This is a genomic window from Chlamydia caviae GPIC (genome assembly GCF_000007605.1).
GTDB classification, from domain to species: domain Bacteria; phylum Chlamydiota; class Chlamydiia; order Chlamydiales; family Chlamydiaceae; genus Chlamydia; species Chlamydia caviae.
In genome coordinates this window covers 524,403-546,302 of sequence record NC_003361.3, presented here as the reverse complement: position 1 = coordinate 546,302, position 21,900 = coordinate 524,403, and the positions used below count along the sequence as shown (strand labels likewise).

The following is a 21,900-nucleotide window of genomic DNA, read 5'->3' as shown; positions in this document are numbered from 1 at the left end:
TATAGCTAAGAAAGAAAGTATACGAAACTCCAAATCTTTGGTTGTCTTCAGAGAGGGCTTTTGCTAATCTAAAAGTTCTTCATCTCTTAGATTTTATAAAGGTTAATATGAAAAAATCACTATGCTCAGTCTTTTTAACTTTACTAACTTTAGCAGGTGCACAGCACGTTTGTGCTGATGAAAGCTCTCTTGAGGGAGGCTTAGGCGTTGTTAGCTTGAAACGTTGTTTAGAAGAATCTGCTTTTGGGAAAAAAGAAACAGAAGAACTGGAAAATATGAAGCAGCAGTTCTCAAAAAATTCCGAAAAAATGGAAGAAGAGCTGACAGCACTTTATAATAAATTACAAGACGAAGACTACATGGAGAGTCTTTCAACTTCTGCTTCTGATGAATTGAGAAAAAAGTTTGAAAGCCTTTCTGGAGAGTATAACGCTTTACAGTCTCAATATTACCAAACATTGAACCAAAGCAATATGAAAAGGGTTCAGAAACTCATACAAGAAGTAAAAAAAGCTTCTGAAGTATTGCGCGTGAAGGAAGGTTTATCAGCTATTTTAAATGATGAAATAGTTCTATCGATCGCTTCTAGTGCTGATAAAACTAATGAAATTATCAAAATTCTTGATGAATCTTTCGAAAATAATTAAGATACATCAAGAACCAAGGAGTTTTGTATGCCTCAGAAACTGGTCTATACTCTTCAAGAGTTAGCAGACTTATTAAAAGTTGAAGTTCAAGGAAATACAGAAACTCCTATTTCTGGTGTTGAGGAAATAAGTGAAGCTCAAGCTCATCACATTACCTTCTTAGACAATGAAAAGTATTCGCGTTTTATAAAAATCACCGAAGCTGGAGCTATCATTCTATCAAAAGCTCAAGCCCAAAAATATGGTCATTTAAATAAGAACTTTCTTGTAGTCTCTGAATTTCCATCAATAGCTTTCCAGAAATGTATAGAGTTATTCATTCCTCCCGTTGAGTCAGGATTTCCTGGCATTCACCCTACAGCTGTTATTCATCCTACAGCACATATTGGTAAAGATGTTTGCATAGAACCGTATGCTGTTATAGGCCAACACGCCCATATTGGAGATTCTTCATATATTGGAGCAGGAAGTATTGTAGGGGCGTATTCAATTCTTGGAGAAAATTGCCTTATTCATCCTAAAGTAGTTATTCGTGAACGTGTCGAGATAGGAAAACGTGTTATTGTTCAGCCCGGAGCTGTCATTGGCTCTTGTGGTTTCGGCTACATAACTAACGCTTTTGGTCGTCACAAACACCTAAAGCACCTTGGCAAGGTAATCATCGAAGATGATGTCGAAATAGGAGCGAATACTACAATAGATAGAGGCCGTTTCAAAAACAGCGTCATATGTGAAGGCACAAAAATCGACAATCAAGTTCAAATAGCCCATCACGTAGAGATTGGGAAACACAGTATGATTGTTGCTCAGGCAGGAATCGCTGGTTCTACAAAAATTGGTAACCACGTTATCATTGGAGGGCAAACAGGAATTACAGGTCATATTTCAATAACAGATCATGTAATTATGATGGCGCAAACAGGGGTAACGAAATCTATTTCTTCCCCAGGAATCTATGGAGGAGCTCCAGCACGTCCTTATCAAGAGATTCACCGTCAGGTTGCAAAAATCCGTGGTCTACCTAAATTAGAAGAACGTTTAGGAATGTTGGAAGAAAAAATCAAAGGGTTATCTGTAAGATCCGAAGAAGCACAAGTAACCCCTTAATTAGGTTATATATTCATCGTTTGAAATCGTCTTTTCAACGTTAATATTTTTATTACGCTTTTATTAACGATGGCAGGACTAATTTTTCCTGCAGAAATTAACTGAGTTAGGGTCTTTATCCCTTCTCTAAGCTCTTTAAGACTAGAGAAGGTAAAACACTCAACTCCGCAATTTAATGTTTTAATTGTGTTTTTGATATTTCCAAGAGTGGAACATCCCATAAATTTCACACTAGAAAAGTCCACATCTATGGCTAATCCCCGAATAGTATTTGCTAAGCTATAGCGTAAAGCTATGGGACTAGGTGTGGTTGTTGTAGAAGAGTAATCGCAATGATGTAATTTTCCTTGTATACACCCTGCCTGTTTTAGTCCCCTGATCAACTCTGAATAATTAGTCAAATCCATGCTGACGATTTCTTTAAAAATTAAAGAAACAGCCACCCCATATTCTTTAAGTAGCGTCCCTATACTAACTCCCAAAGCATATGGGTTTGTACAATCCATCAAAGATAAATCCCTATAAGATAAATAAAACTGCAAACTGTGGGATACAGAGCATCCTAAAAGTAAGGAAATTGTCTGAGATTTATTGAAATCACAAATATATCTACATTGCTTTTCAAAAGGACCGCAGGAAAATAAAATACCACCTAAACCATAGCTTTGTTCAAGTTGATCAACGGTTGTTCTAAAATCGTCCCATTCTAAACCGCAAGAAGGAACATAAAAAAATAATTGCGCTCATTTTCTATCCATTGAGGTAAGCATCGAAAATAGCTCTTTAGTCTCCTCTAACTCCTCATTTTTATAGGGCATCCACTGGGTTTTTTTAAAATAATTACTGGCAGCCTCTCTCCCCCGTTGGAACTCTTGAGCTGAGGCAACCACACGCTTAGTTATAGTTAATAGTTTTTTCTTTAATTCATTATCTTTATTATTGTTGTCATCATGAGAATTTGGATCTCTCATAACACCATCTATCTGTTCCACATAAAAATGATTCTGACGATTTAGTCTGCTAAAAACGTCCATGTGTCCACAGTCCTTTTACTTCTTGGTCGGAAATATACAAATGGGAAGATATTAAAGATTTTTCTTTTTTTAAAAAACTTAATTACTTTTTTGGTCTTGTATTTTCAAATCCATGACTTTATAATGGGGTGAACTTAATCCTTGACGCAACTCTCGTATCAAGATATGCCCAACTCCTCTCATTACAATATCGCCTCTAAGGAATCTGACGAGGCTACTATAAAAAATATTGTTGATATATACGGCGTGAGCCGCTGTCTAGAATTCATAAAAAATATGTTGTTGATTCGTGAGTTTGAAACTCGTGGCGAAGAAGCATATCTAGAAGGATTAGTCGGTGGTTTTTACCACTCCTACAGTGGTCAAGAAGCCGTTGCTACTGCAACACTAGCTAACACAGGATTGGATCAATGGTTTTTCTCGTCCTACCGCTGTCATGCTTTAGCCATATTACTAAATATTCCTCTACGCTCACTTGCAGCAGAACTGTTGGGTAGGGAAACTGGCTGTGCATTGGGTCGAGGCGGGTCTATGCATATGTGTGGTCCAAATTTCCCCGGAGGGTTTGGTATTGTAGGTGGACAAATTCCTTTAGCTGCTGGAGCCGCATTCGCTATGAAATACCGTGGTGAGGATAAAATTGCTCTAGGATTTATTGGAGATGGCGCTGTTGCTCAAGGGGTATTTCACGAAACATTGAATTTTGCTTCTTTGCATAGCCTTCCTCTTATGCTTGTTATAGAAAATAATGGTTGGGGAATGGGAACCGCTCTTAATCGTGCTATTGCGAAGCAACCCATAGGAGAATCTCAGGGATCTTCTTATAACATACGTTCTTTTACTTTGAATGGTTTTGACTTATTTAACTGTCTTTTAGGCTTTAAGGAAGCTTACGAGTATATGCAAAAGACGCGCCTTCCTGTGATTGTTGAATGTCTATGTTCACGGTTTAGAGGGCATTCTATTTCCGATCCTAATCTTTATAGAAGTAAAGAAGAGATGCAATGTCTTATAAAAAAAGATCCGATTATTTTTGCTAAAAATTGGCTAATACAATTGGGAGTACTTTCAGAAGAGAAGTTTCAAGAACTACGCCAGGAATGTAGGAGTGAGGTCTTAAAAGCTTTCACTGAAGCAAAATCAGATCCAGAACCAGCGATTGCCACATTAGAAGAAGGTGTTTATGCCTAAGCACGTTACATTAGAAATCCGAGAAGCTATTAGAGAAGCTATTGATGAAGAAATGGCCAGGGATCCTAATGTATGTATACTAGGAGAAGAAGTTGCCGAATATAACGGTGCTTATAAAGTTACAAAAGGCCTTTTAGACAAATGGTCATCATCAAGAGTTATTGACACACCGATCAGCGAAGCAGCATTTGCAGGAATTGGTGTCGGAGCCGCGTTAACTGGGCTACGTCCAATTATAGAATTTATGAGTTGGAACTTCTCTTTAGTTGCTGCGGATCAAATTATCTCTCATGCTGCAAAAATGCATTATATGACTGGTGGGAAATTTTCAGTTCCTATTGTATTTCGTGGACCTAATGGAGCTGCAGCACAAGTATCGTGTCAGCACTCTCATTGCGTAGAAGCTTTATACGCGAATATCCCTGGTTTGATTGTTATCTCCCCATCAAATCCTTATGATGCTAAGGGATTATTAAAATCTGCAATTAGGAATGATAATCCTGTTCTCTTCCTAGAAAATGAATTAGAGTACAGTTTAAAAGGTGAAGTTCCTGTTGAAGAATACTTAGTTCCTATTGGGAAATCTCGCGTTATTGAGGAAGGAAAAGACCTAACGATTATTACTTATGGACGTATGGTTTCTGTAGTAAAAGAAGCTGTGAAGATAGCTAAACAACGTTATGGTCTTTCTATAGAAATTCTAGATCTTCGAACAATCAAGCCCCTAGACATCTCTGGAATATTTTCTTCAGTAAAGAAAACAGGAAATTGTATAGTTGTAGAAGAGGGCCACTACTTCGCGGGAATCTCTGCGGAAATCATTACTAGAATTACAGAACATGTTTTTGATTACCTGGATAGTCCTCCTTTGAGGGTATGCCAAAAAGAAACCCCTATGCCCTATAACAAGACCTTAGAGCAGGCAACGCTCCCAAATGTAAATCGTATTTTAGATACTATCGAAAAAATCATGAGGTAAATTTGTGATTTCTCTATTAAAGATGCCTAAACTCTCCCCAACTATGGAAGTTGGAACAATCGTAAAGTGGCATAAAAGCAATGGTGATAAGATAGAGTTTGGGGATGTCCTCATTGAAATATCAACCGACAAGGCTGTGTTAGAGCATACAGCATCTGAAGAAGGTTGGTTTCGAGAATGTCTTATTAAAGAAGGGACAAAAGTACAAATAGGCACGCCTATAGCTGTTATATCTTCTGAAAAAGATGAGTCTTTCAACTTAGAAGAGTTACTTCCAAAATCCCCAATTTCACAACCTTCTATAGAAAACGTAGAGCAGGGAGACGTAGCAGCATCTGATGTATCACATCAAAATGCCTCAATGATGGTAGCTTTTGGCTTTAGGCCTGAGCCTCCCCTTTCTGAACCTCTATCTTTAAAACAAGATTCTTCAAAAGTTCCAGTCTCTCCTCTAGCTAAACGTTTAGCTAAGGAAAAGAATTTGGATATTTCTGGAATTAAAGGTAGCGGCCCTGGAGGACGTATAGTTGAAAAGGACCTTGAGAAAGCCCCTGCCAAAGGCATTGCAGGCTTTGGGTATCCTGAGGCTCCTGAAGTTCACCCAGGAGCTTATCATGAGGAAGCTCTTTCTCCTGTTCGTGAAATCATTGCACAGAGATTACAAGCTGCCAAAACTTTTGTTCCCCATTTTTATGTACGGCAAAAAGTTTATACCTCACCGTTACTAGCCTTGCTTAAAGAGCTACAGGCTCAAGGAATTAAACTTTCCATTAATGATTGTATCGTTCGTGCTTGTGCGTTAGCTTTAAAAGAGTTTCCTGAAGTAAATTCAGGATTTAATAGCATCGACAATAAGATTGTACGTTTTGAAACTATTGATATTTCCATAGCTGTGGCTATTCCCGATGGTGTAATTACTCCGATTGTACGTTGTGCTGATCGTAAAAACGTTGGAATGATCTCTGCAGAAATTAAAAGTTTAGCTTCTAAAGCCAGATCTCAATCTTTGAAAGAGGAAGAGTATAAGGGCGGATCTTTCTGCGTCTCTAATTTAGGCATGACGGGAATTACTGAATTCACAGCAATCATTAATCCTCCTCAAGCTGCCATTCTTGCTGTAGGCAGTGTTCAAGAAGAACCTGTAGTGATGAATGGAGAAATCGTAGCGGGTTCTACATGCATATTAACATTATCCATAGATCACCGTGTGATCGATGGATATCCTGCAGCGATGTTTATGAAACGCTTACAGAAGATTTTAGAAGCCCCTTCAGTACTTTTATTAAACTAAAAGGTACGCTCTGGTTTTCATAGTCAAAAGCATTTCTATTAAGGGAGTCTCTCCTGAAATAGAAATGCTTTTTTTAAGACTTACAATTCGTAGGAACATTCCATATATCTTTAGCGTAGTCAGCAATTGCTCTATCGCTGGAGAAAAAGCCGATACCACCAACATTATATATAGATTTTTTCACCCATTCATCAGTTTGAGTGAATAAGGTCGCTGCAGATTCATGAGCACAGATATAAGATTCTAAATCTGCCAAAACGAAGAATGGGTCTCCTTCATGAAGCAGCCTGTGTACTATAGGCTTGAAGAGATCTTTATCTGAAGTATTGAAAAATCCTTGATCTAGTAACTTTAATACATGAGCGATCTTAGGATTGTTATTGCATATCCCTTGTGGATAATACTCCCGACGCATTTTTGCTATTTCTTCTTCTAATAAACCGAAAATGAACATATTGTCTCTCCCAATATGTTCTGACATTTCTATATTAGCTCCATCCATAGTGCCTATTGTTAAAGCGCCGTTTAAAGCAAATTTCATATTTCCTGTTCCGGAAGCTTCCATTCCTGCTGTGGAGATCTGCTCAGAGAGATCAGAAGCAGGCATGATCATTTCAGACATAGTCACACAATAATTCGGAAGGAAGAGAACCTTTAACACCTCATTCACTTGAGGATCATTATTTACACAATCTGCAATGCTATTAATAAGTTTAATGACGAGCTTAGCAAAGGCATATCCCGGAGCTGCTTTCCCAGCAAAAATCACTGTTGTAGGAACAATGCTAGAAGCAGAATTTTCCTTAAGATCATTATAAAGGTAGATCACTCTGAGGATATTCATTAACTGGCGTTTATACTCGTGAATACGCTTTACATGAAAATCAAAGAGAGATGTCGGATCTATTTTTTCTCCGATTTCTTTTTTTAATTTTAATGCAAAGTCTTCCTTATTTTTTAGCTTAATCTGATGCCACTGTTCTCTAAAATTGGCATCGTCAGCAAAAGGGATCACCTTATGAACTTGAGAAAGATCTACGAGATAACCATCTCCAATTGTCTGATCTAATAGTGTATTTAAACGAGGATTACATAAAGCTAACCAACGTCTGGGAGTAATACCATTAGTCACGTTAATAAATTTATCTGGGAAAAACTCTACAAAATCTTTAAATAAGGTTGTTTTTATAAGTTGGGAATGGAAAGCAGATACACCATTAACCTTAGCAGAACCTATAACAGCGAGATTTGCCATATTTACATGCTTATCACTTCCCTCTTCAATAATGGATAAGGCTTTTCGCTTATCATCATTTCCAGGAAATCTCTGGGAAACTTTCTCCAACCATCGTGCATTAATTTCATAGATAATCTCTAAATGTCGAGGCAATAATCGTGAAAACAGATCTATTGACCAACGCTCTAAAGCTTCAGGTAATATCGTATGATTCGTGTAATTAAATATACGCGTCGTCATATCCCAAGCCTTATCCCAAGGGAGCTCTTCTCTATCGATAAGAATATGCATCATTTCTGCTATTCCTAAAGCGGGATGGGTATCATTTAGCTGAACAGACACCTTATTAGGAAGATCGTCTAGAGAAATATGCATTTTCGTATATCTACGAAGGATATCTTGAATTGTTGCAGAAACTAAAAAGTACTCCTGTTTTAATCTGAGCTCCTGCCCCTCAGAAATAGAATCGTTAGGGTAGAGTACTCTCGAGATATTTTCTACTAACGCGATGTCCTCTATAGCACGAATATAATCCCCATGATTAAAATAGTTAAATTCAAATCCATGTGGAGATTGCGCTTGCCATAAGCGCAAAGTATTCACAGTGTCTATTCCGTATCCAGGAATAGGCACATCGTAAGCCATGGCTAATACTTCTTGTGTATTTACAAGATCTGCAACTTCCTTGCCTCTAGCATCTGTATAGTGAATTACTCTACCATAGAAATGAACAGGATAGAGGTATTCCCCTCGGCATATCTCCCAAGGGTTTCCATAGCGCAACCACTCATCAGGAGCCTCTACTTGATATCCATTGACGACTTTCTGATCAAAAATTCCGTAATCATAGCGGATTCCGTAACCATAAGCAGGAATCCCTAATGTCGCCATGGAATCTAAATAACACGCTGCAAGCCGTCCTAAACCGCCATTCCCTAATCCTGCATCTGCTTCCATTTGTACTAAACTATCGAAATCATAATTTAGCTCTGCCAATGCATCTCGAACAAGATCGAGTATTCCTAAATTTAAAAGATTACTCTTTAAGCTTCTACCGAGTAGAAACTCCATAGAAATATAATAGACACGTTTAACATCTTGTTCGTAATAACTACTTTGAGTCTTTAACCAACCCTTAGCCAGCCATTCCATGACAGTTTTTGAAACTGCTGTAAATATATCTCTGGCTGAAGCAGATTCTGGAGATTGTACTACGCCAAAATATAGACGATTTAAAATCGCCTGCTTCATCGTTTCAATATTTACCAAATTCTTATCAAAACTCATAAGTCGTCCGAATCAAAGGGTAATGGGAAAGTGATTTTTGTATTTCCATAAGAAAAACCTAAAAAAAAAGAAAGCACTTAGAAAAGCGAGACAGTATAACCAGAAAAGCTATACAATGTTTCGTACAAAATATTATTTTCATTAACGAGAACATTATGACTTCAGCCCATGAATACGGAGCATTTGCCTGGCGTCCAAGTAGGAATGTTTTTACACTAAGTGATCTTGACCGCCGCAGCTCTACTCATTCTCAGGATTCTAGAACTTCCAAACGCGACTCTAGCCGCACAGTAAGCATAGCTAAGCCTTGTATCGAGAGACATCCTAAATGCCCAATGGTTGAACACACCGCCTTGTGGGTCTGTTTAGGAGTGGCTGCTGCTCTATCAGCTTGTTTATTATTAGCAAGCGGGTGCTATTCCATGCCTACAATTATTGCAGCCTTAATTATCCAAAGCATCTTAATAGTGGCGTCTATTACTTGCTTAATTATTAACTATAGAAAAGAGATCGCCTCTTTATTCTGTGGAAAAAATGAGCAATTATGCTAGCAAGAGATTTCTTCTTCTGGGAAGAATTCTAGGCTCTTATACGCTGAAGTAAGAGATTTCATTAGTTCTTGCGTAGCAATGCTAATGTCATCTCCTCCTTCTTCCACTTTCTGAGAAATAGCACGTATTGACGAAATTACGGTTGAATGGTCTCTGGAGAATACATCTCCTATACGCACGTAAGATAAAGATAGTTTTTGACGGCATAGATACATAGACACCTGTCTAGGTAACACATATTCTCGAGATTGCGAACGTCCCAAAATACTCTCTGGAGATACTCCGTAGTATTTAGCAACGGCACGAACGATTCCAGAAGGAGTTAACCGCACGCTTTCTGCAACCTCTAATACATCATGCAATAGAGTTTGTATATCATCTTCATAAAGTAATTGCTGCGCTAATTTCTTATAGGCAACACGTTTCGAAAGCAATTTGAGAGCGTCTATTAATGTTTTCACATTCGAAGACAAGGCATGAATTAAGAAGTCTAAGGCTGTATCTTCTATACGGACAGATAGCTGTTCAGCTTGATGCATTAGAAAACTTCTTAACCCCTCTTTTGTTAAAGGATGAATAGGAACAGCAACTCCCCATTCAAAACGACTGATGAGTCGTTCTTCCATAGCCTTCAAATCCGCGGGGGCATACGCCGAAGAAATCACAATGAGCTTACCTTCTGTCTGTAAGGAGTTAAAAGTATGAAAAAACTCTTCCTGAGTAGCTCCTTTCCCCGAAAAGACCTCGATATCCTCTATAAATAAAGCATCGACATTACGATAAAAAGAACGAAATCTCTGCATTTCTCCAGAACGGATAGCTGACACTAAATGCTCGGTAAATAAGTCTGAAGCTACATAAAGAATTTTTCCTCCGAATTCTCTAAGAGCATTTACTGCTGCCTGCATTAAATGTGTTTTTCCGGAACCTTCAGGACCAAAAAGATAAATGGGATTAAATGGAAAGCCTGCGGTATCTTCCGCGGGCTTGGTAAATTCCTGCAAAATACGAAATGGCAAATCATTTTCAGGAGTTACAAGAAAATTACCAAAGGTCATTTCAGGATTTACATTACCATACTGCATAGTGAAGTAGGCTGTTTTTTCCTGCTGAATCTGCTTTTCTTTATAAAAAGGCGCAGTTTTATCCAAAGAAGTTATGTGAACACGGATTAACTTCCCGTTATTATTCACTAAACTAGTTTTAACTTTATGACGTATATGCTCTTCAAACCAGGTCACTTGAAAAGAGTCCTTGGCTTCAAGATATAAATTACACGCGTCAAAACACAGGACTTTTAACGACCTCAACCATTTGTCTACAGTACTCGTACCAATTTCTTTTTCTTGTAGCAAAAGAAAGTCTTCCCACGCCCGCATAAAACTATCTCATCCAAATAGTTTTTATATATCTTTTTTCAATATAAAAAAGCTTTTTTTTCAGTTGTTATCTTTGTTTTTTCTTATTAACAGAGATTTCATTTTTAAGATGTTTGCTATCTAAAATCTTATTAGTAAACCATTGTTGGATTAAACCAAGAAGCATGGAAGAAAACCAATAAATATTTAAACCTGAAGGAAAATTATAAAACATAAAGGTGAACAACAGAGCCATCATTGTCCCCATTGTTTCCTGTTGTCTTTGTTGATCCGTAGCAGGCCCCTTCTTCTTCGAAGCAGAGATCTTTTGCTGAGCAAACATTACAATCCCTAATAAAATAGGAAGAAGGTGGAATTCGTTTCCAAGAAACCAAACTGGTGTAGTCCAAGAAAATAAAACGTCTGGAGCTGTTAAATTGTCAATCCATCCTGGGATGAAAGAAGCTCCTCGTAGTAAGAATGAAGATTTCAACAAATCAAACATAACTATAAGAAACGGTAGCTGAATCAATAAAGGCAAACAGCCTGTAATAGGATTCACTTTATTAGTTTTATATAAAGCCATGACTTCCATTTGAGCACGTTTAGGCTCTTTCTTATATTTCTGCTGTATTTCTTGAATATAAGGAGACAACTTCTGCATGCGTCTCATAGAGCGTATTGACCAAGCATTCAATGGGTACAGCAATAATTTTAAGAATACTGTAAGTAGGATAATAGAAATTCCCCACGAGCCTGTTATCATTCTGAAAAATTTCATAATGATGAAAAGTAAAGCTGCAAAAGGCTCGGTAATAAACGCGAAGAATCCTCGGAAAGTTATACAATCAAGATATTGAGGGCTTTCACCTTTAGAATTTGTGTAGGCTTTATCTAAAACGCGTAAAGTAGGGTCAGCTAGAGGTCCTGCATAAACAAGGAAACGGTGTGTTCCTTCTTTCTGAGGCAAAGGAAGTAATGTTTCGTATCCAGGATATTTAGAAGCTGGATAAGCCTGATTTTTAGGAGATAATAAAGATAAGCGTGTAGGAACAGAACTACCAGGAACATACGAAGCAGCGTATCCTGCAGGAATATCTGTAAGAGGCGATAAGATAATACCGAAGTATCCGTTGGAATTTAGTATCCACTGAGGATAGACTCCGCTACGCAAAGCTAAAGGATCTTTAGCCTTAGGTAATTTCACCTTATCTAATTGTCCCTTATTCTTTTTAATCACATGATATTTAATAGCTGGAGTAAACGCATTAGACATTATTTCAACTTCAGGAATCCCTGAAGTTATCCATAGGTCATCACTGGCACGATTTACGCCAACTTCAACTTCAAAAGCATAAGGCTGCTGTTGAGGCAACTTGTAGGTTTTTTTAATAGAACCGTCATTGCTTTCCAATTCCAACATAGTGCTGTTGAAAGTAGAAACACGGTATCCAGAAGCTACAGAATTTGTAAGCTCTCTACCGGAAACAATATTTAAAGCATGATAACTGGAAGGAGTGCGTTTTTTAGCATCGGAAAGAATCCCTCTGCGCAATAAAGGATAGTATCCCCCGACAGTATCGGAAACCGGTTGATTATTTGCTCCTACGGAAGGAAGGCCAGGGAAAGAAGCTTCACTAGGAACCTGAGCTTTTAACTCTCTATCAAAGCCGATTTCATTAACTATACTCTTATTATCCTCGGAAGAAAATGGAAGGTTGATTCCTTCTATAGAACCGCTCTCTTGAGAAACAATCAACTGCATATACTCATTAGAGAGAACAAAATATTGTGCAGAATTTGCACCAGCATTTGCTGATTTAGAGTCGCTAAAAACAGCAGCCTTGGTAATCGGAAGATCTAAAGATTCTAACCTTTCTTCCTTAGAATTATAAATACCTAAAGGAAGGTATTCATTTCCAGATCTCCAGAATACTAAAGAAGTCCCGTAAACGGCACTATCCTTATTATAAACCTTACCTTGCTCTTGCTTGTATTGACCTAAGAACACCACAGGTTCTTGATTATTACGAAACTCAACAACTAAAACAGGAAGATCTTCGTTGGTTACAGGAAGAAATACTTTTCCCATGTTTGAAGGAGTTGTGGTCTCGTTTGCTTCGCCATACAAAGCAACATGAATATTATCACAAGCAGTTGTCTCTTCGATAAAATTCCAACGCACTCCAGAAGAATAAACTGAACTTGCTGATCCCCCTTGATTTAAAAGGAGTAATTTATCTCCAACGCGTACAGCATAGTGATTTTTATTTGTCTCTTCTTCAAGAGATGTAGTCCAAGGAGAAACACTTAACCCCATGGATTTTGTTGCAGCAAGCACTTGTTCGGTAATTGTTTTTTGTTTCTCGGTGAGAGTCCTGCAAGAGCGAAAATCATTATAACCAAAAAAGATTTGACACCCTACAAAAGCTATGCCAATTAAAGAAACAAACAACAATGAACGTTTATTCATCTGATAAACTCTGAAAAATTAAACTAAAAAGCTAAAAATACCATAGTATCTATTTATCTCCCATAAGAGATTCCTAACTACGTATGGAACTCTTTCTATTTTACAGATGAAGTGGGGGATCTCTTCTTCTTATTTTTAAGAAAACAAGCTATCCCTAAACACAAACCAAATACAAATAAAGGGAAAGACAGGATTTGTCCCATTGTTAATGGGCTATTTGGACCTATAACTTTGCCTTGATGGCTTTTAAAAAATTCAGCAAAGAAGCGTATTAAAGATATGCCTACTAATCCTAAAGATGTCACCCATCCGGAACCTAAACGAAAATAACGTTTATAACTTAAAAAAAACAAAATTATAGAAAGCAACAGATAACTCATCCCCTCATAAAGCTGCACAGGATGCACAGGCACGCCTAAAACTCCTTGTGCGGGAGATGAAAAAATGATTCCCCAGGGCAAGCTTGTAGGTTTTCCTACGATTTCTTGATTCATAAAATTTCCAATACGAATCATAAAAGCTGCGCATCCAAATACAGAAGCACAAAGATCACAAAGAAATAAAAAGGTTAGCACGGAGATTTTTTTTCTGTATCTCCAAGAAAAAATCAACGCCCAAAGAATCAGTCCTAACATACCTCCATGGCTTGCTAATCCCCCATTCCAAACTTTTAGAATCTCCCTAGGATGTTTGAAATAAAAGTCGCCACCATAAAATAAAATATAGGCTATGCGCGATCCCGGAATGATAAATAAAAGAGAATAGAGAGCAAAATTTTCCAGAGCTCCACTAAGCTGTTCTTTAGAAAAGTTTTTTTCATCTTCTGAATTATAGGAAGACTTTGCGAGATAAATACCAAGCAAAGAAGCGAACAAAATACCTAAAGAAAAACATAGACCGTACCAAGGAACTTTGATAGGCCAATTTTCCGAATTCCATAAAAATTTTGAATGATTCCAATATATTGCTGATAAAAAGATGCGCATTATTCAATCCACAATAGAAAAAAATATAAATTTCATATAGAATGGTTAAATTACAACAGACAAAAACACATGACTAATAATAAAAATCATTTACTTATTTGTCTCCCAGGCATTCTTTGGTTGTCAGCAGGAGTTAAACTACTTTTAAAAGCTTCCGCGGCTGTCTATCAACCGGAGTTTTCCTTCAAAATTTTTGCTCCCCTAGCTATGGGAGCATGGGTTATTGCATCTTTGAAGTATCGTTTTTTATTATTAAAATCCGTATCTTCTCAAAATGAATTATCCCGCCAACTACTCTTGGAAACTATATCAAAACAAAATTACATAAAAAAATCTTTTGTTTCCAAACGCTTCTTAATCATGGCAGCAATGATTGCTATCTCTCTACTACTACGTAGATACATTCATAATGAGACCACTCTCTTTTTTATCCGCTCCACTATTGGCTACGCTCTTATTAAAACGGCTTTGACTTACTTTGCTAAATCTCACAAAACACTCTTAGAAAGCATTTAAACTCAGATTCACATCATGCAAACTGCACATATAGGAACAGATATCATTGAAATTTCTAGGATCCGCAAAGCAATAAAAGCTCACAGTCAAAGAATATTAAATAAAATTTTTACTAAGAGAGAGCAAGAGTACTGTCTAAGTCTAACCAACCCCTATCCTTCTTTTGCTGCGAGATTTGCTGCAAAAGAGGCCGTAGCTAAAGCCTTAGGGACAGGAATAGGAAAAGTCGTTAGGTGGAAAGACATAGAGATTCTTAAATCATCAAAACATCCCGAAGTCTATTTACCTGAAAGGGTGTATAAAGAATTAGGAATCTCCAAAGTTTTACTATCTATCAGCCATAGCCGTGAATATGCTACAGCTGTAGCTGTAACTTTAATCTAAAAAGCGTTCAGCTTCTAAAGCAGCCATACAGCCACTTCCTGCAGCCGTAATAGCCTGTCTATAATATTTATCCTGAACATCCCCAGCCGCAAACACTCCAGGGACAGAAGTCTTCGACGTTCCTTTATCAGTAATAATATACCCGTGCTCGTCTAATGCTAATTGACCAGCCAAGAAATCCGTATTCGGTTTATGTCCGATAGCAAAAAATACCCCCGCCGCATCACGCGAAGAGATTTCTTTAGAAACGTTATTTAAAATATCAACTGAACGAACAACAGTATCTCCAGAAATTTTTACTATTTCACTATTCCATAGGAAAGTAATTTTTTCATTAGCCTCTGCTTTTTTTATCATAACCTTAGAAGCTCTTAAAGTATCCCTTCTATGAACAATGTACACACGTTTTCCATAACGAGTTAAAAACATCGCTTCCTCTAAAGCAGAGTCTCCCCCACCAATCACGTATAAATCTTTATTTTTAAAAATAGGAGAAGCTCCGTCACACACAGCGCAGGCTGTAACCCCTTTTTGCCAAAACTCATTGTCCGATGCTCCGGGAATTTCTAAACGTTTTGCAGAAGCTCCCGTTGCTATAATACATGTATCACAGGTATATTTTTCCTCATTGGACATGATCACAAAAGGACGTTTGGTGAAATTCACCGAAGTGACATCTTTTGGAAGAATTTGAGTTCCAAAATGTGCCGCCTGAGATTTCATATTGTCCATCAACTTTTGGCCTAGTATGCCCTCAGGGAATCCAGGGAAATTTTCCACTTCAGTAGTAGTCATTAATTGACCACCAGCAATACCGGAAAAAAAGCCCTCGAATAAAATAGGACTTAAAAGCGCTCTTGAAGCATAAATCGCTGCAGTATAACCTGCGGGACCGGAGCCAATAATAATTACTTTAGTGTGAGTCATTTATTTTTACCCTACTGAATACTTTAGAAATAAAATCTAAAACAAATAAAAAATTTTTAAGCAACAAATTAGAATAAAAAAACTGCTGCAAGGGAGATCTTGCCTTTTTTAAGGTTTATATTTACACTATCTTTTTTGACTTTGTAGTTTTTAGGAGAATAACATTAAATGCCAAAACAATCCGAATACACTTGGGGATCCAAAAAAATTCTTGATACTATAGATTGCCTCGCGGAAGACGTTGTTGAATTCAAAGATCTTCTATGCTCGACACACGGAATTACTTCAAGCGACGAGGAAACTACCAGTGAGATACAACCTGGCGCCATCCTAAAAGGTACTGTAGTTGATATCAATAAGGACTTCGTAGTCGTTGACGTTGGCTTAAAATCCGAGGGAGTCATTCCAATGTCAGAATTCATAGATTCTTCTGAAGGCTTAGTTCTCGGTGCTGAAGTAGAGGTATACTTAGACCAAACTGAAGACGAAGAAGGAAAGGTTGTTTTATCCAGAGAAAAAGCTACTCGCCAAAGACAGTGGGAACATATCCTAGCTCACTGTGAAGAAGGCTCTATCGTCAAAGGACAAATTATACGCAAAGTCAAAGGTGGTCTTATTGTTGATATTGGGATGGAAGCTTTTCTCCCCGGGTCACAAATCGACAATAAGAAAATTAAAAACTTAGACGATTATGTAGGAAAAGTTTGCGAATTTAAAATTCTTAAAATCAACATTGACAGAAGAAATGTTGTTGTTTCAAGAAGGGAACTCCTAGAAGCAGAACGAATTTCCAAAAAAGCGGAACTCATTGAGCAAATTAATATCGGTGAACGTCGTCGCGGTATTGTTAAAAATATTACAGATTTCGGTGTATTCCTAGATCTAGACGGTATTGATGGTCTCCTACACATTACAGACATGACATGGAAACGTATCCGTCATCCATCTGAGATGGTAGAACTCAATCAAGAGCTCGAAGTTATTATTCTAAGCGTTGACAAAGAAAAAGGACGTGTTGCTTTAGGTCTTAAGCAAAAAGAACACAATCCTTGGGAAGATATTGAGAAAAAATATCCTCCAGGAAAACGTATTGTTGGAAAAATTGTTAAACTTCTCCCCTACGGAGCCTTTATTGAAATTGAAGAAGGCATTGAAGGGTTAATCCACGTTTCCGAAATGTCTTGGGTGAAAAATGTTGTTGATCCTAGCGAAGTGGTAAACAAGGGCGATGAAGTTGAAGCTATTGTTCTATCTATTCAAAAAGACGAGGGTAAGATTTCCTTAGGTCTAAAACAGACAGAACATAATCCATGGGATAACATCGAAGAGAAATATCCTATCGGCCTACATGTTCATGCAGAAATCAAAAATCTAACAAATTACGGAGCTTTTGTTGAACTAGAGCCTGGTATTGAAGGCTTAATTCACATCTCTGATATGAGCTGGATAAAAAAAGTATCTCATCCTTCAGAACTATTCAAAAAAGGTAGCACTGTTGAAGCTGTTATTCTCTCTGTAGATAAGGAAAGTAAAAAAATAACTCTTGGAGTCAAACAATTAAGTTCGAATCCTTGGAACGAAATTGAAGAAATGTTCCCTACAGGAAGCAATATTTCTGGCGTAGTAACTAAAATCACCGCATTCGGTGCATTTGTAGAACTACAAAACGGTATTGAAGGTCTGATTCACGTTTCAGAACTTTCTGAAAAACCTTTCTCAAAAATTGAAGATATTATCTCAATTGGTGATTCTGTATCTGCAAAAGTCATCAAACTTGATCCAGATCACAAGAAAGTATCTCTTTCTGTAAAAGAGTACTTAGCTGACAAACAACACGATCACATGGATACAGATTTGAATAATTTGGACCTAGATGATTTAGTTGGTTCAGACAAAAAGAAAAAAGGGAAATAATATTACTTAAAAGGTTAAGCTTATGCTTTTTACAGCATGAGCTTGCCTTGGTTTAGCACTCTGTCAGTTTCCTTATTTATAAGAGGAGTATAATGAATAAAGATCTTGTAGCTATTTTTGACTACATGGAAAAGGAAAAAGGAATTCAACGCCCCGTTATCATAGGCGCTATTGAGTCCGCCTTAAAAATTGCAGCAAAAAAAACACTAAGAGATGATGCTAACGTTTCTGTAAATATTAATCCTCGCACTGGTGATATAGAGGTCTTCTGTGAGAAAGAAATCGTAGAAGTATGTGAAAATCCCAGTAAAGAGATTCCTCTAGACAAGGCTAGAGAATACGATCCTGAATGCCAAATTGGGCAATACATGGACGTTCCCTTTGTTTCTGAGCATTTCGGAAGAATTGCTGCGCATGCAGCCCGACAAATTATCGGCCAAAAACTACGTCATGCTGAAAGAGATGTTATCTATGAAGAATATCGACATAGGGTCAATGAAATTCTTTCTGGCGTCGTCAAACGATTCGCCAAAGGATCAAATTTAATCATAGATTTAGGAAAAGTTGAAGGTCTTCTACCCGCACGTTGTTATCCTAAAACAGAGAAACACAAAGTTGGCGATAAGATTTATGCTTTATTACAAGAAGTTCAAGAATCCGAAAATGGTGGAGCTGAAGTCATTCTTAGCCGCAGCCATCCCGAATTCGTTAAACAACTTTTCTTACAAGAAGTTCCAGAATTGGAAGAAGGTTTTGTAGAAATTGTTAAAATTGCTCGTGAAGCAGGCTACAGAACTAAATTAGCTGTAAGTTCATCTGATCCAAAAACAGATCCTGTAGGAGCTTTTGTTGGAATGAGAGGTTCTCGAGTGAAGAATATCATTCGAGAGTTAAACGATGAGAAAATAGATATTGTAAACTATTCTCCCGTAACCACAGAATTATTACAAAATTTGCTTTGCCCCATAGAAATTCAAAAGATTGCAATCTTAGAAGATGACAAGGTTATTGCTATAGTCGTTCATGATGCTGATTACGCAACAGTAATCGGTAAGCGAGGAATTAACGCTCGATTAATTAGTCAAATTTTAGACTACGAGCTCGAAGTTCAACGCATGAGCGAATACAATAAACTATTAGAAATTCAACGCCTACAGTTAGCGGAATTTGATAACCCTCAGTTAGATGAGCCGCTAGATATGGAAGGCATTAGTAAGTTGGTTGTCCAGAATCTTGTACATGCAGGATACGACACGATCAGAAAGGTATTATTAGCCAGTGCTAATGATCTTGCTTCTGTTCCTGGAATCAGTTTAGAACTTGCTTATAAGATCCTTGAGCAAGTCAGCAAATATGGAGAAGGCAAAGTTGACGAAAAACCTAAAATTGAAGATTAAAAACGCTCAATTAACGAAAGCTGCTGGATTAGACAAGTTAAAGCAAAAATTAGCTCAGGCAGGATCTTCAGAAACGAAAAGCTCTTCAGAAAAGCCTTCAACTAAGGTTCCTGAAAAAATTGCAAAAGAAAAAGTCGTGAAGAAAAAGAGTGTTGTAGATCCGGGTGTGCCTACGATGACTGAACCTGTCTCTGCTGAAAATTCTCCACGTAGAATTCGAGCTAAAAATCATTCATCGTTTGTATCTGAAGATCTAAACTCTCCACAGCCTCCTGTTCCCGTGGATTCTGATGCGTCTGCATTTTCAGATTCTGCGGTAGTGGAAGAAGTAGATTCTTTCGTAGAAACAGAGCAAGAAATCTCAGTGTCAACACCTCCTCCTCCAGTAACTGAAGAAACTGAAGTAGTTGCTAAGGAACCCCCAGCTCCGAAAAAAGAGCCTGAAGTTGTAGTTAAAAAAGAACCTCCCAAGAGCGTGGTTTCTATAAAATCTAACTTTGGACCTACTGGGAAGCATATTAATCATCTGCTTGCCAAAACATTTAAAGCTCCGAAAAAAGAAGATAAACCTGCTCCGAAAGAAAAAACAAAAACAACTCAGACAAAGCCTCAGCAATCTTCTGATGCTTCAAATGATAAACATCATTCTCCAACCAATCGAACATCTCAACCATTTTATCGTAGGGATGTGTCTAAAAAATCAGGATCTGATTTCAGAGATCGTGCGAAAAAGGATGACAATCCTAAAGCATTTACTGGTAGAGATCGCTACGGCTTAAATGATAGTAGTGATGATGATAAGTGGAGAAAAAAACGTGTTCAAAAAACGAAAAAACACTACGAAGAACACGCTATACAACGCCCTACACATATTAAAGTACCTCTGCCTATCACGATCAAGGATCTTGCAGCAGAAATGAAGCTAAAAGCTTCTGAGCTTATTCAGAAGATGTTCATTCACGGCATGACCTATGTTGTGAACGATGTTTTAGATAATGAAACAACGGTACAGTTTATTGGTTTAGAGTTTGGTTGTACAATTGATATCGATTCATCTGAACAAGATAAACTTTGCATCGAGAGCAACACTGTTAAAGAGGAAATCCAAGAAACTGATCCAAGTAAACTGATCACTCGCCCACCTATCGTAGCCTTTATGGGTCACGTCGATCATGGGAAAACCACTTTGATTGACTCATTGAGAAAAACCAATGTAGCAGCGGTAGAAGCAGGAGCTATTACCCAACATATGGGAGCCTTCTGTTGTTCCACACCAGTGGGTAATCTCACTATCTTAGATACCCCTGGCCACGAAGCCTTTTCTGCCATGAGAGCTCGTGGAGCTGAAGTTTGTGATATCGTTGTTCTTGTGGTTGCCGGTGATGAGGGAATCAAAGAACAAACCTTAGAAGCTGTTAAACATGCTCGAGCTGCAAATATTACTATTGTTGTGGCTATTAACAAGTGCGACAAACCCAACTTCAACGCAGATACCATTTACAGACAACTCGCTGAGATCGAGCTATTGCCCGAAGCTTGGGGCGGTACAACTGTAACAATTAATACCTCTGCAAAAACTGGAGAAGGTTTATCTGAACTACTAGAAATGCTTGCCCTACAAGCAGAAGTTTTAGAACTTAAAGCCAACCCATCCGCCCGCGCTCGTGGACTTGTCATTGAATCTGAGCTACATAAAGGCTTGGGTGCAGTTGCAACTATTTTAGTGCAAAACGGAACTCTACATCTTGGAGAAGCTTTAGTCTTCAATGATTGTTATGGCAAAGTCAAAACAATGCATAACGAACACAATCAGTTAATGAAATCAGCCAGTCCTTCTATTCCTGCTTTAATTACTGGATTGTCTAGTATGCCAAAAGCCGGAGATCCTTTCGTAGTTGTTAAGAATGAAAAAACAGCTAAAGAAATTGTCGGAGCTAGACTTGCTGGCCAACAGAAATTTGCTTTGCAGAAGAAACGTCCTAATTTCGACGCTATGCTGCAAAATAAGAAAATCCTGAAGCTTATTATCAAAGCTGACGTTCAAGGATCTATCGAAGCTTTAGCTAACTCTATATTAAAGATTACCTCCGATAAAGTAAGTGCGGAAATTCTTGCTAATAGCGTTGGAGAAATTTCTGAATCCGATATCCGTTTAGCTGCAGCATCTAAGGCTGTTATTATTGGCTTCCATACTGGAATAGAAAGTCATGCCGAATCTCTTATTAAAAACTTAGGAGTGAAGGTTCAATTGTTTAACATCATTTACCACGCTGTAGATGCTGTTAAAGAAATGATGACAGCGTTACTCGATCCTATTGCTGAAGAGAAAAATCTCGGTTCTGCAGAGATTAAAGAAACCTTCAAGTCCTCACAATTAGGTACAATTTACGGTTGCTTGGTTTCTGAAGGCACCATGACTAGAAATCAAAAAGTTCGTGTTGTACGTGGCAACGAGATTGTCTGGAAAGGCAACTTATCTTCACTAAAACGTATTAAAGAAGACGTTAAAGAAGTTAAGAAAGGCTTTGAGTGCGGTATTTTATTAGAAGGATGTCAACATGCTCAGGTAGGTGATATTCTACAATGTTACGAAGTGATCTATCATCCACAAAAGCTTTAAA

At 37.8% G+C, this 21,900-nt stretch carries 16 protein-coding genes and 1 pseudogene; 11 read left to right on the top strand and 6 right to left on the bottom strand.

Annotated elements, in window-relative coordinates:
* Nucleotides 1-107: 107 nt before the first annotated feature.
* On the top strand, nt 108-647 hold the full coding sequence (locus CCA_RS02420; protein WP_011006441.1) for an OmpH family outer membrane protein: 540 nt from the start codon (nt 108-110) through the stop codon (nt 645-647).
* A gap of 27 nt (nt 648-674) precedes the next feature.
* Nucleotides 675-1,754 (top strand): UDP-3-O-(3-hydroxymyristoyl)glucosamine N-acyltransferase, encoded by a 1,080-nt coding sequence (gene lpxD / locus CCA_RS02415; protein WP_011006440.1) that lies wholly within the window; start codon nt 675-677, stop codon nt 1,752-1,754.
* A gap of 5 nt (nt 1,755-1,759) precedes the next feature.
* On the opposite strand, the pseudogene CCA_RS02410 reads toward lpxD, so the two are convergent.
* A pseudogene (locus CCA_RS02410) lies at nt 1,760-2,788 on the bottom strand (hypothetical protein).
* 165 nt (nt 2,789-2,953) lie between these two features.
* Between CCA_RS02410 and pdhA the strand changes: the two are divergent.
* The 3 genes from pdhA to CCA_RS02395 are packed head-to-tail and all read left to right on the top strand — an operon-like array spanning nt 2,954 to nt 6,249.
* Nucleotides 2,954-3,979, top strand: coding sequence for a pyruvate dehydrogenase (acetyl-transferring) E1 component subunit alpha (pdhA, locus tag CCA_RS02405; RefSeq protein WP_011006439.1), 1,026 nt, complete (start codon nt 2,954-2,956; stop codon nt 3,977-3,979).
* The gene (locus CCA_RS02400) at nt 3,972-4,958 is read left to right on the top strand and encodes an alpha-ketoacid dehydrogenase subunit beta (protein ID WP_011006438.1); all 987 of its coding nucleotides are present in this window, start codon (nt 3,972-3,974) and stop codon (nt 4,956-4,958) included. The genes pdhA and CCA_RS02400 overlap by 8 nt, the downstream gene beginning before the upstream one ends.
* Nucleotides 4,959-4,962: 4 nt before the next feature.
* Nucleotides 4,963-6,249 (top strand): pyruvate dehydrogenase complex dihydrolipoamide acetyltransferase, encoded by a 1,287-nt coding sequence (locus tag CCA_RS02395; protein WP_011006437.1) that lies wholly within the window; start codon nt 4,963-4,965, stop codon nt 6,247-6,249.
* 73 nt (nt 6,250-6,322) lie between these two features.
* Here CCA_RS02395 and CCA_RS02390 read toward each other — a convergent pair whose 3' ends face one another.
* Nucleotides 6,323-8,773 (bottom strand): glycogen/starch/alpha-glucan phosphorylase, encoded by a 2,451-nt coding sequence (locus CCA_RS02390; protein ID WP_011006436.1) that lies wholly within the window; start codon nt 8,771-8,773, stop codon nt 6,323-6,325.
* A 155-nt stretch (nt 8,774-8,928) separates the two neighbouring features.
* On the opposite strand from CCA_RS02390, the gene CCA_RS05410 reads away from it, so the two are divergent.
* Nucleotides 8,929-9,324, top strand: a complete 396-nt coding sequence (locus CCA_RS05410; protein WP_011006435.1) for a hypothetical protein — start codon at nt 8,929-8,931, stop codon at nt 9,322-9,324.
* Here the strand turns inward: CCA_RS05410 and dnaA are convergent.
* The 3 genes from dnaA to CCA_RS02370 form a co-directional block, all read right to left on the bottom strand.
* Nucleotides 9,321-10,703: a chromosomal replication initiator protein DnaA gene (dnaA, locus tag CCA_RS02380; RefSeq protein WP_011006434.1), complete on the bottom strand. Its 1,383-nt coding sequence runs from the start codon at nt 10,701-10,703 to the stop codon at nt 9,321-9,323. The two genes, CCA_RS05410 and dnaA, sit on opposite strands and share 4 nt — an antisense overlap.
* Before the next feature lie 67 nt (nt 10,704-10,770).
* The gene (gene yidC / locus CCA_RS02375) at nt 10,771-13,155 is read right to left on the bottom strand and encodes a membrane protein insertase YidC (RefSeq protein ID WP_011006433.1); all 2,385 of its coding nucleotides are present in this window, start codon (nt 13,153-13,155) and stop codon (nt 10,771-10,773) included.
* 95 nt (nt 13,156-13,250) lie between these two features.
* Nucleotides 13,251-14,141 (bottom strand): prolipoprotein diacylglyceryl transferase, encoded by an 891-nt coding sequence (locus CCA_RS02370; protein ID WP_011006432.1) that lies wholly within the window; start codon nt 14,139-14,141, stop codon nt 13,251-13,253.
* Between the two features lie 69 nt (nt 14,142-14,210).
* On the opposite strand from CCA_RS02370, the gene CCA_RS02365 reads away from it, so the two are divergent.
* Together CCA_RS02365 and acpS are read left to right on the top strand one after the other, a co-directional pair.
* Nucleotides 14,211-14,657 carry a hypothetical protein gene (locus CCA_RS02365; RefSeq protein ID WP_011006431.1) on the top strand — a complete coding sequence of 149 codons (447 nt, stop codon included), beginning with the start codon at nt 14,211-14,213 and terminating at the stop codon, nt 14,655-14,657.
* Nucleotides 14,658-14,672: 15 nt separating this feature from the next.
* The gene (gene acpS / locus CCA_RS02360) at nt 14,673-15,041 is read left to right on the top strand and encodes a holo-ACP synthase (protein WP_011006430.1); all 369 of its coding nucleotides are present in this window, start codon (nt 14,673-14,675) and stop codon (nt 15,039-15,041) included.
* Here acpS and trxB read toward each other — a convergent pair.
* Complete coding sequence (gene trxB / locus CCA_RS02355) at nt 15,033-15,968, bottom strand: thioredoxin-disulfide reductase (RefSeq protein WP_011006429.1); 936 nt, start codon at nt 15,966-15,968, stop codon at nt 15,033-15,035. The genes acpS and trxB overlap by 9 nt on opposite strands.
* Nucleotides 15,969-16,136: 168 nt before the next feature.
* On the opposite strand from trxB, the gene rpsA reads away from it, so the two are divergent.
* From rpsA to infB, 3 genes are all read left to right on the top strand, one after another.
* Complete coding sequence (gene rpsA, locus CCA_RS02350; RefSeq protein ID WP_011006428.1) at nt 16,137-17,882, top strand: 30S ribosomal protein S1; 1,746 nt, start codon at nt 16,137-16,139, stop codon at nt 17,880-17,882.
* A gap of 92 nt (nt 17,883-17,974) precedes the next feature.
* The gene (gene nusA, locus CCA_RS02345) at nt 17,975-19,279 is read left to right on the top strand and encodes a transcription termination factor NusA (protein WP_011006427.1); all 1,305 of its coding nucleotides are present in this window, start codon (nt 17,975-17,977) and stop codon (nt 19,277-19,279) included.
* The gene (gene infB / locus CCA_RS02340; protein ID WP_011006426.1) at nt 19,236-21,899 is read left to right on the top strand and encodes a translation initiation factor IF-2; all 2,664 of its coding nucleotides are present in this window, start codon (nt 19,236-19,238) and stop codon (nt 21,897-21,899) included. The genes nusA and infB overlap by 44 nt, the downstream gene beginning before the upstream one ends.
* Nucleotide 21,900 lies beyond the last annotated feature (1 nt).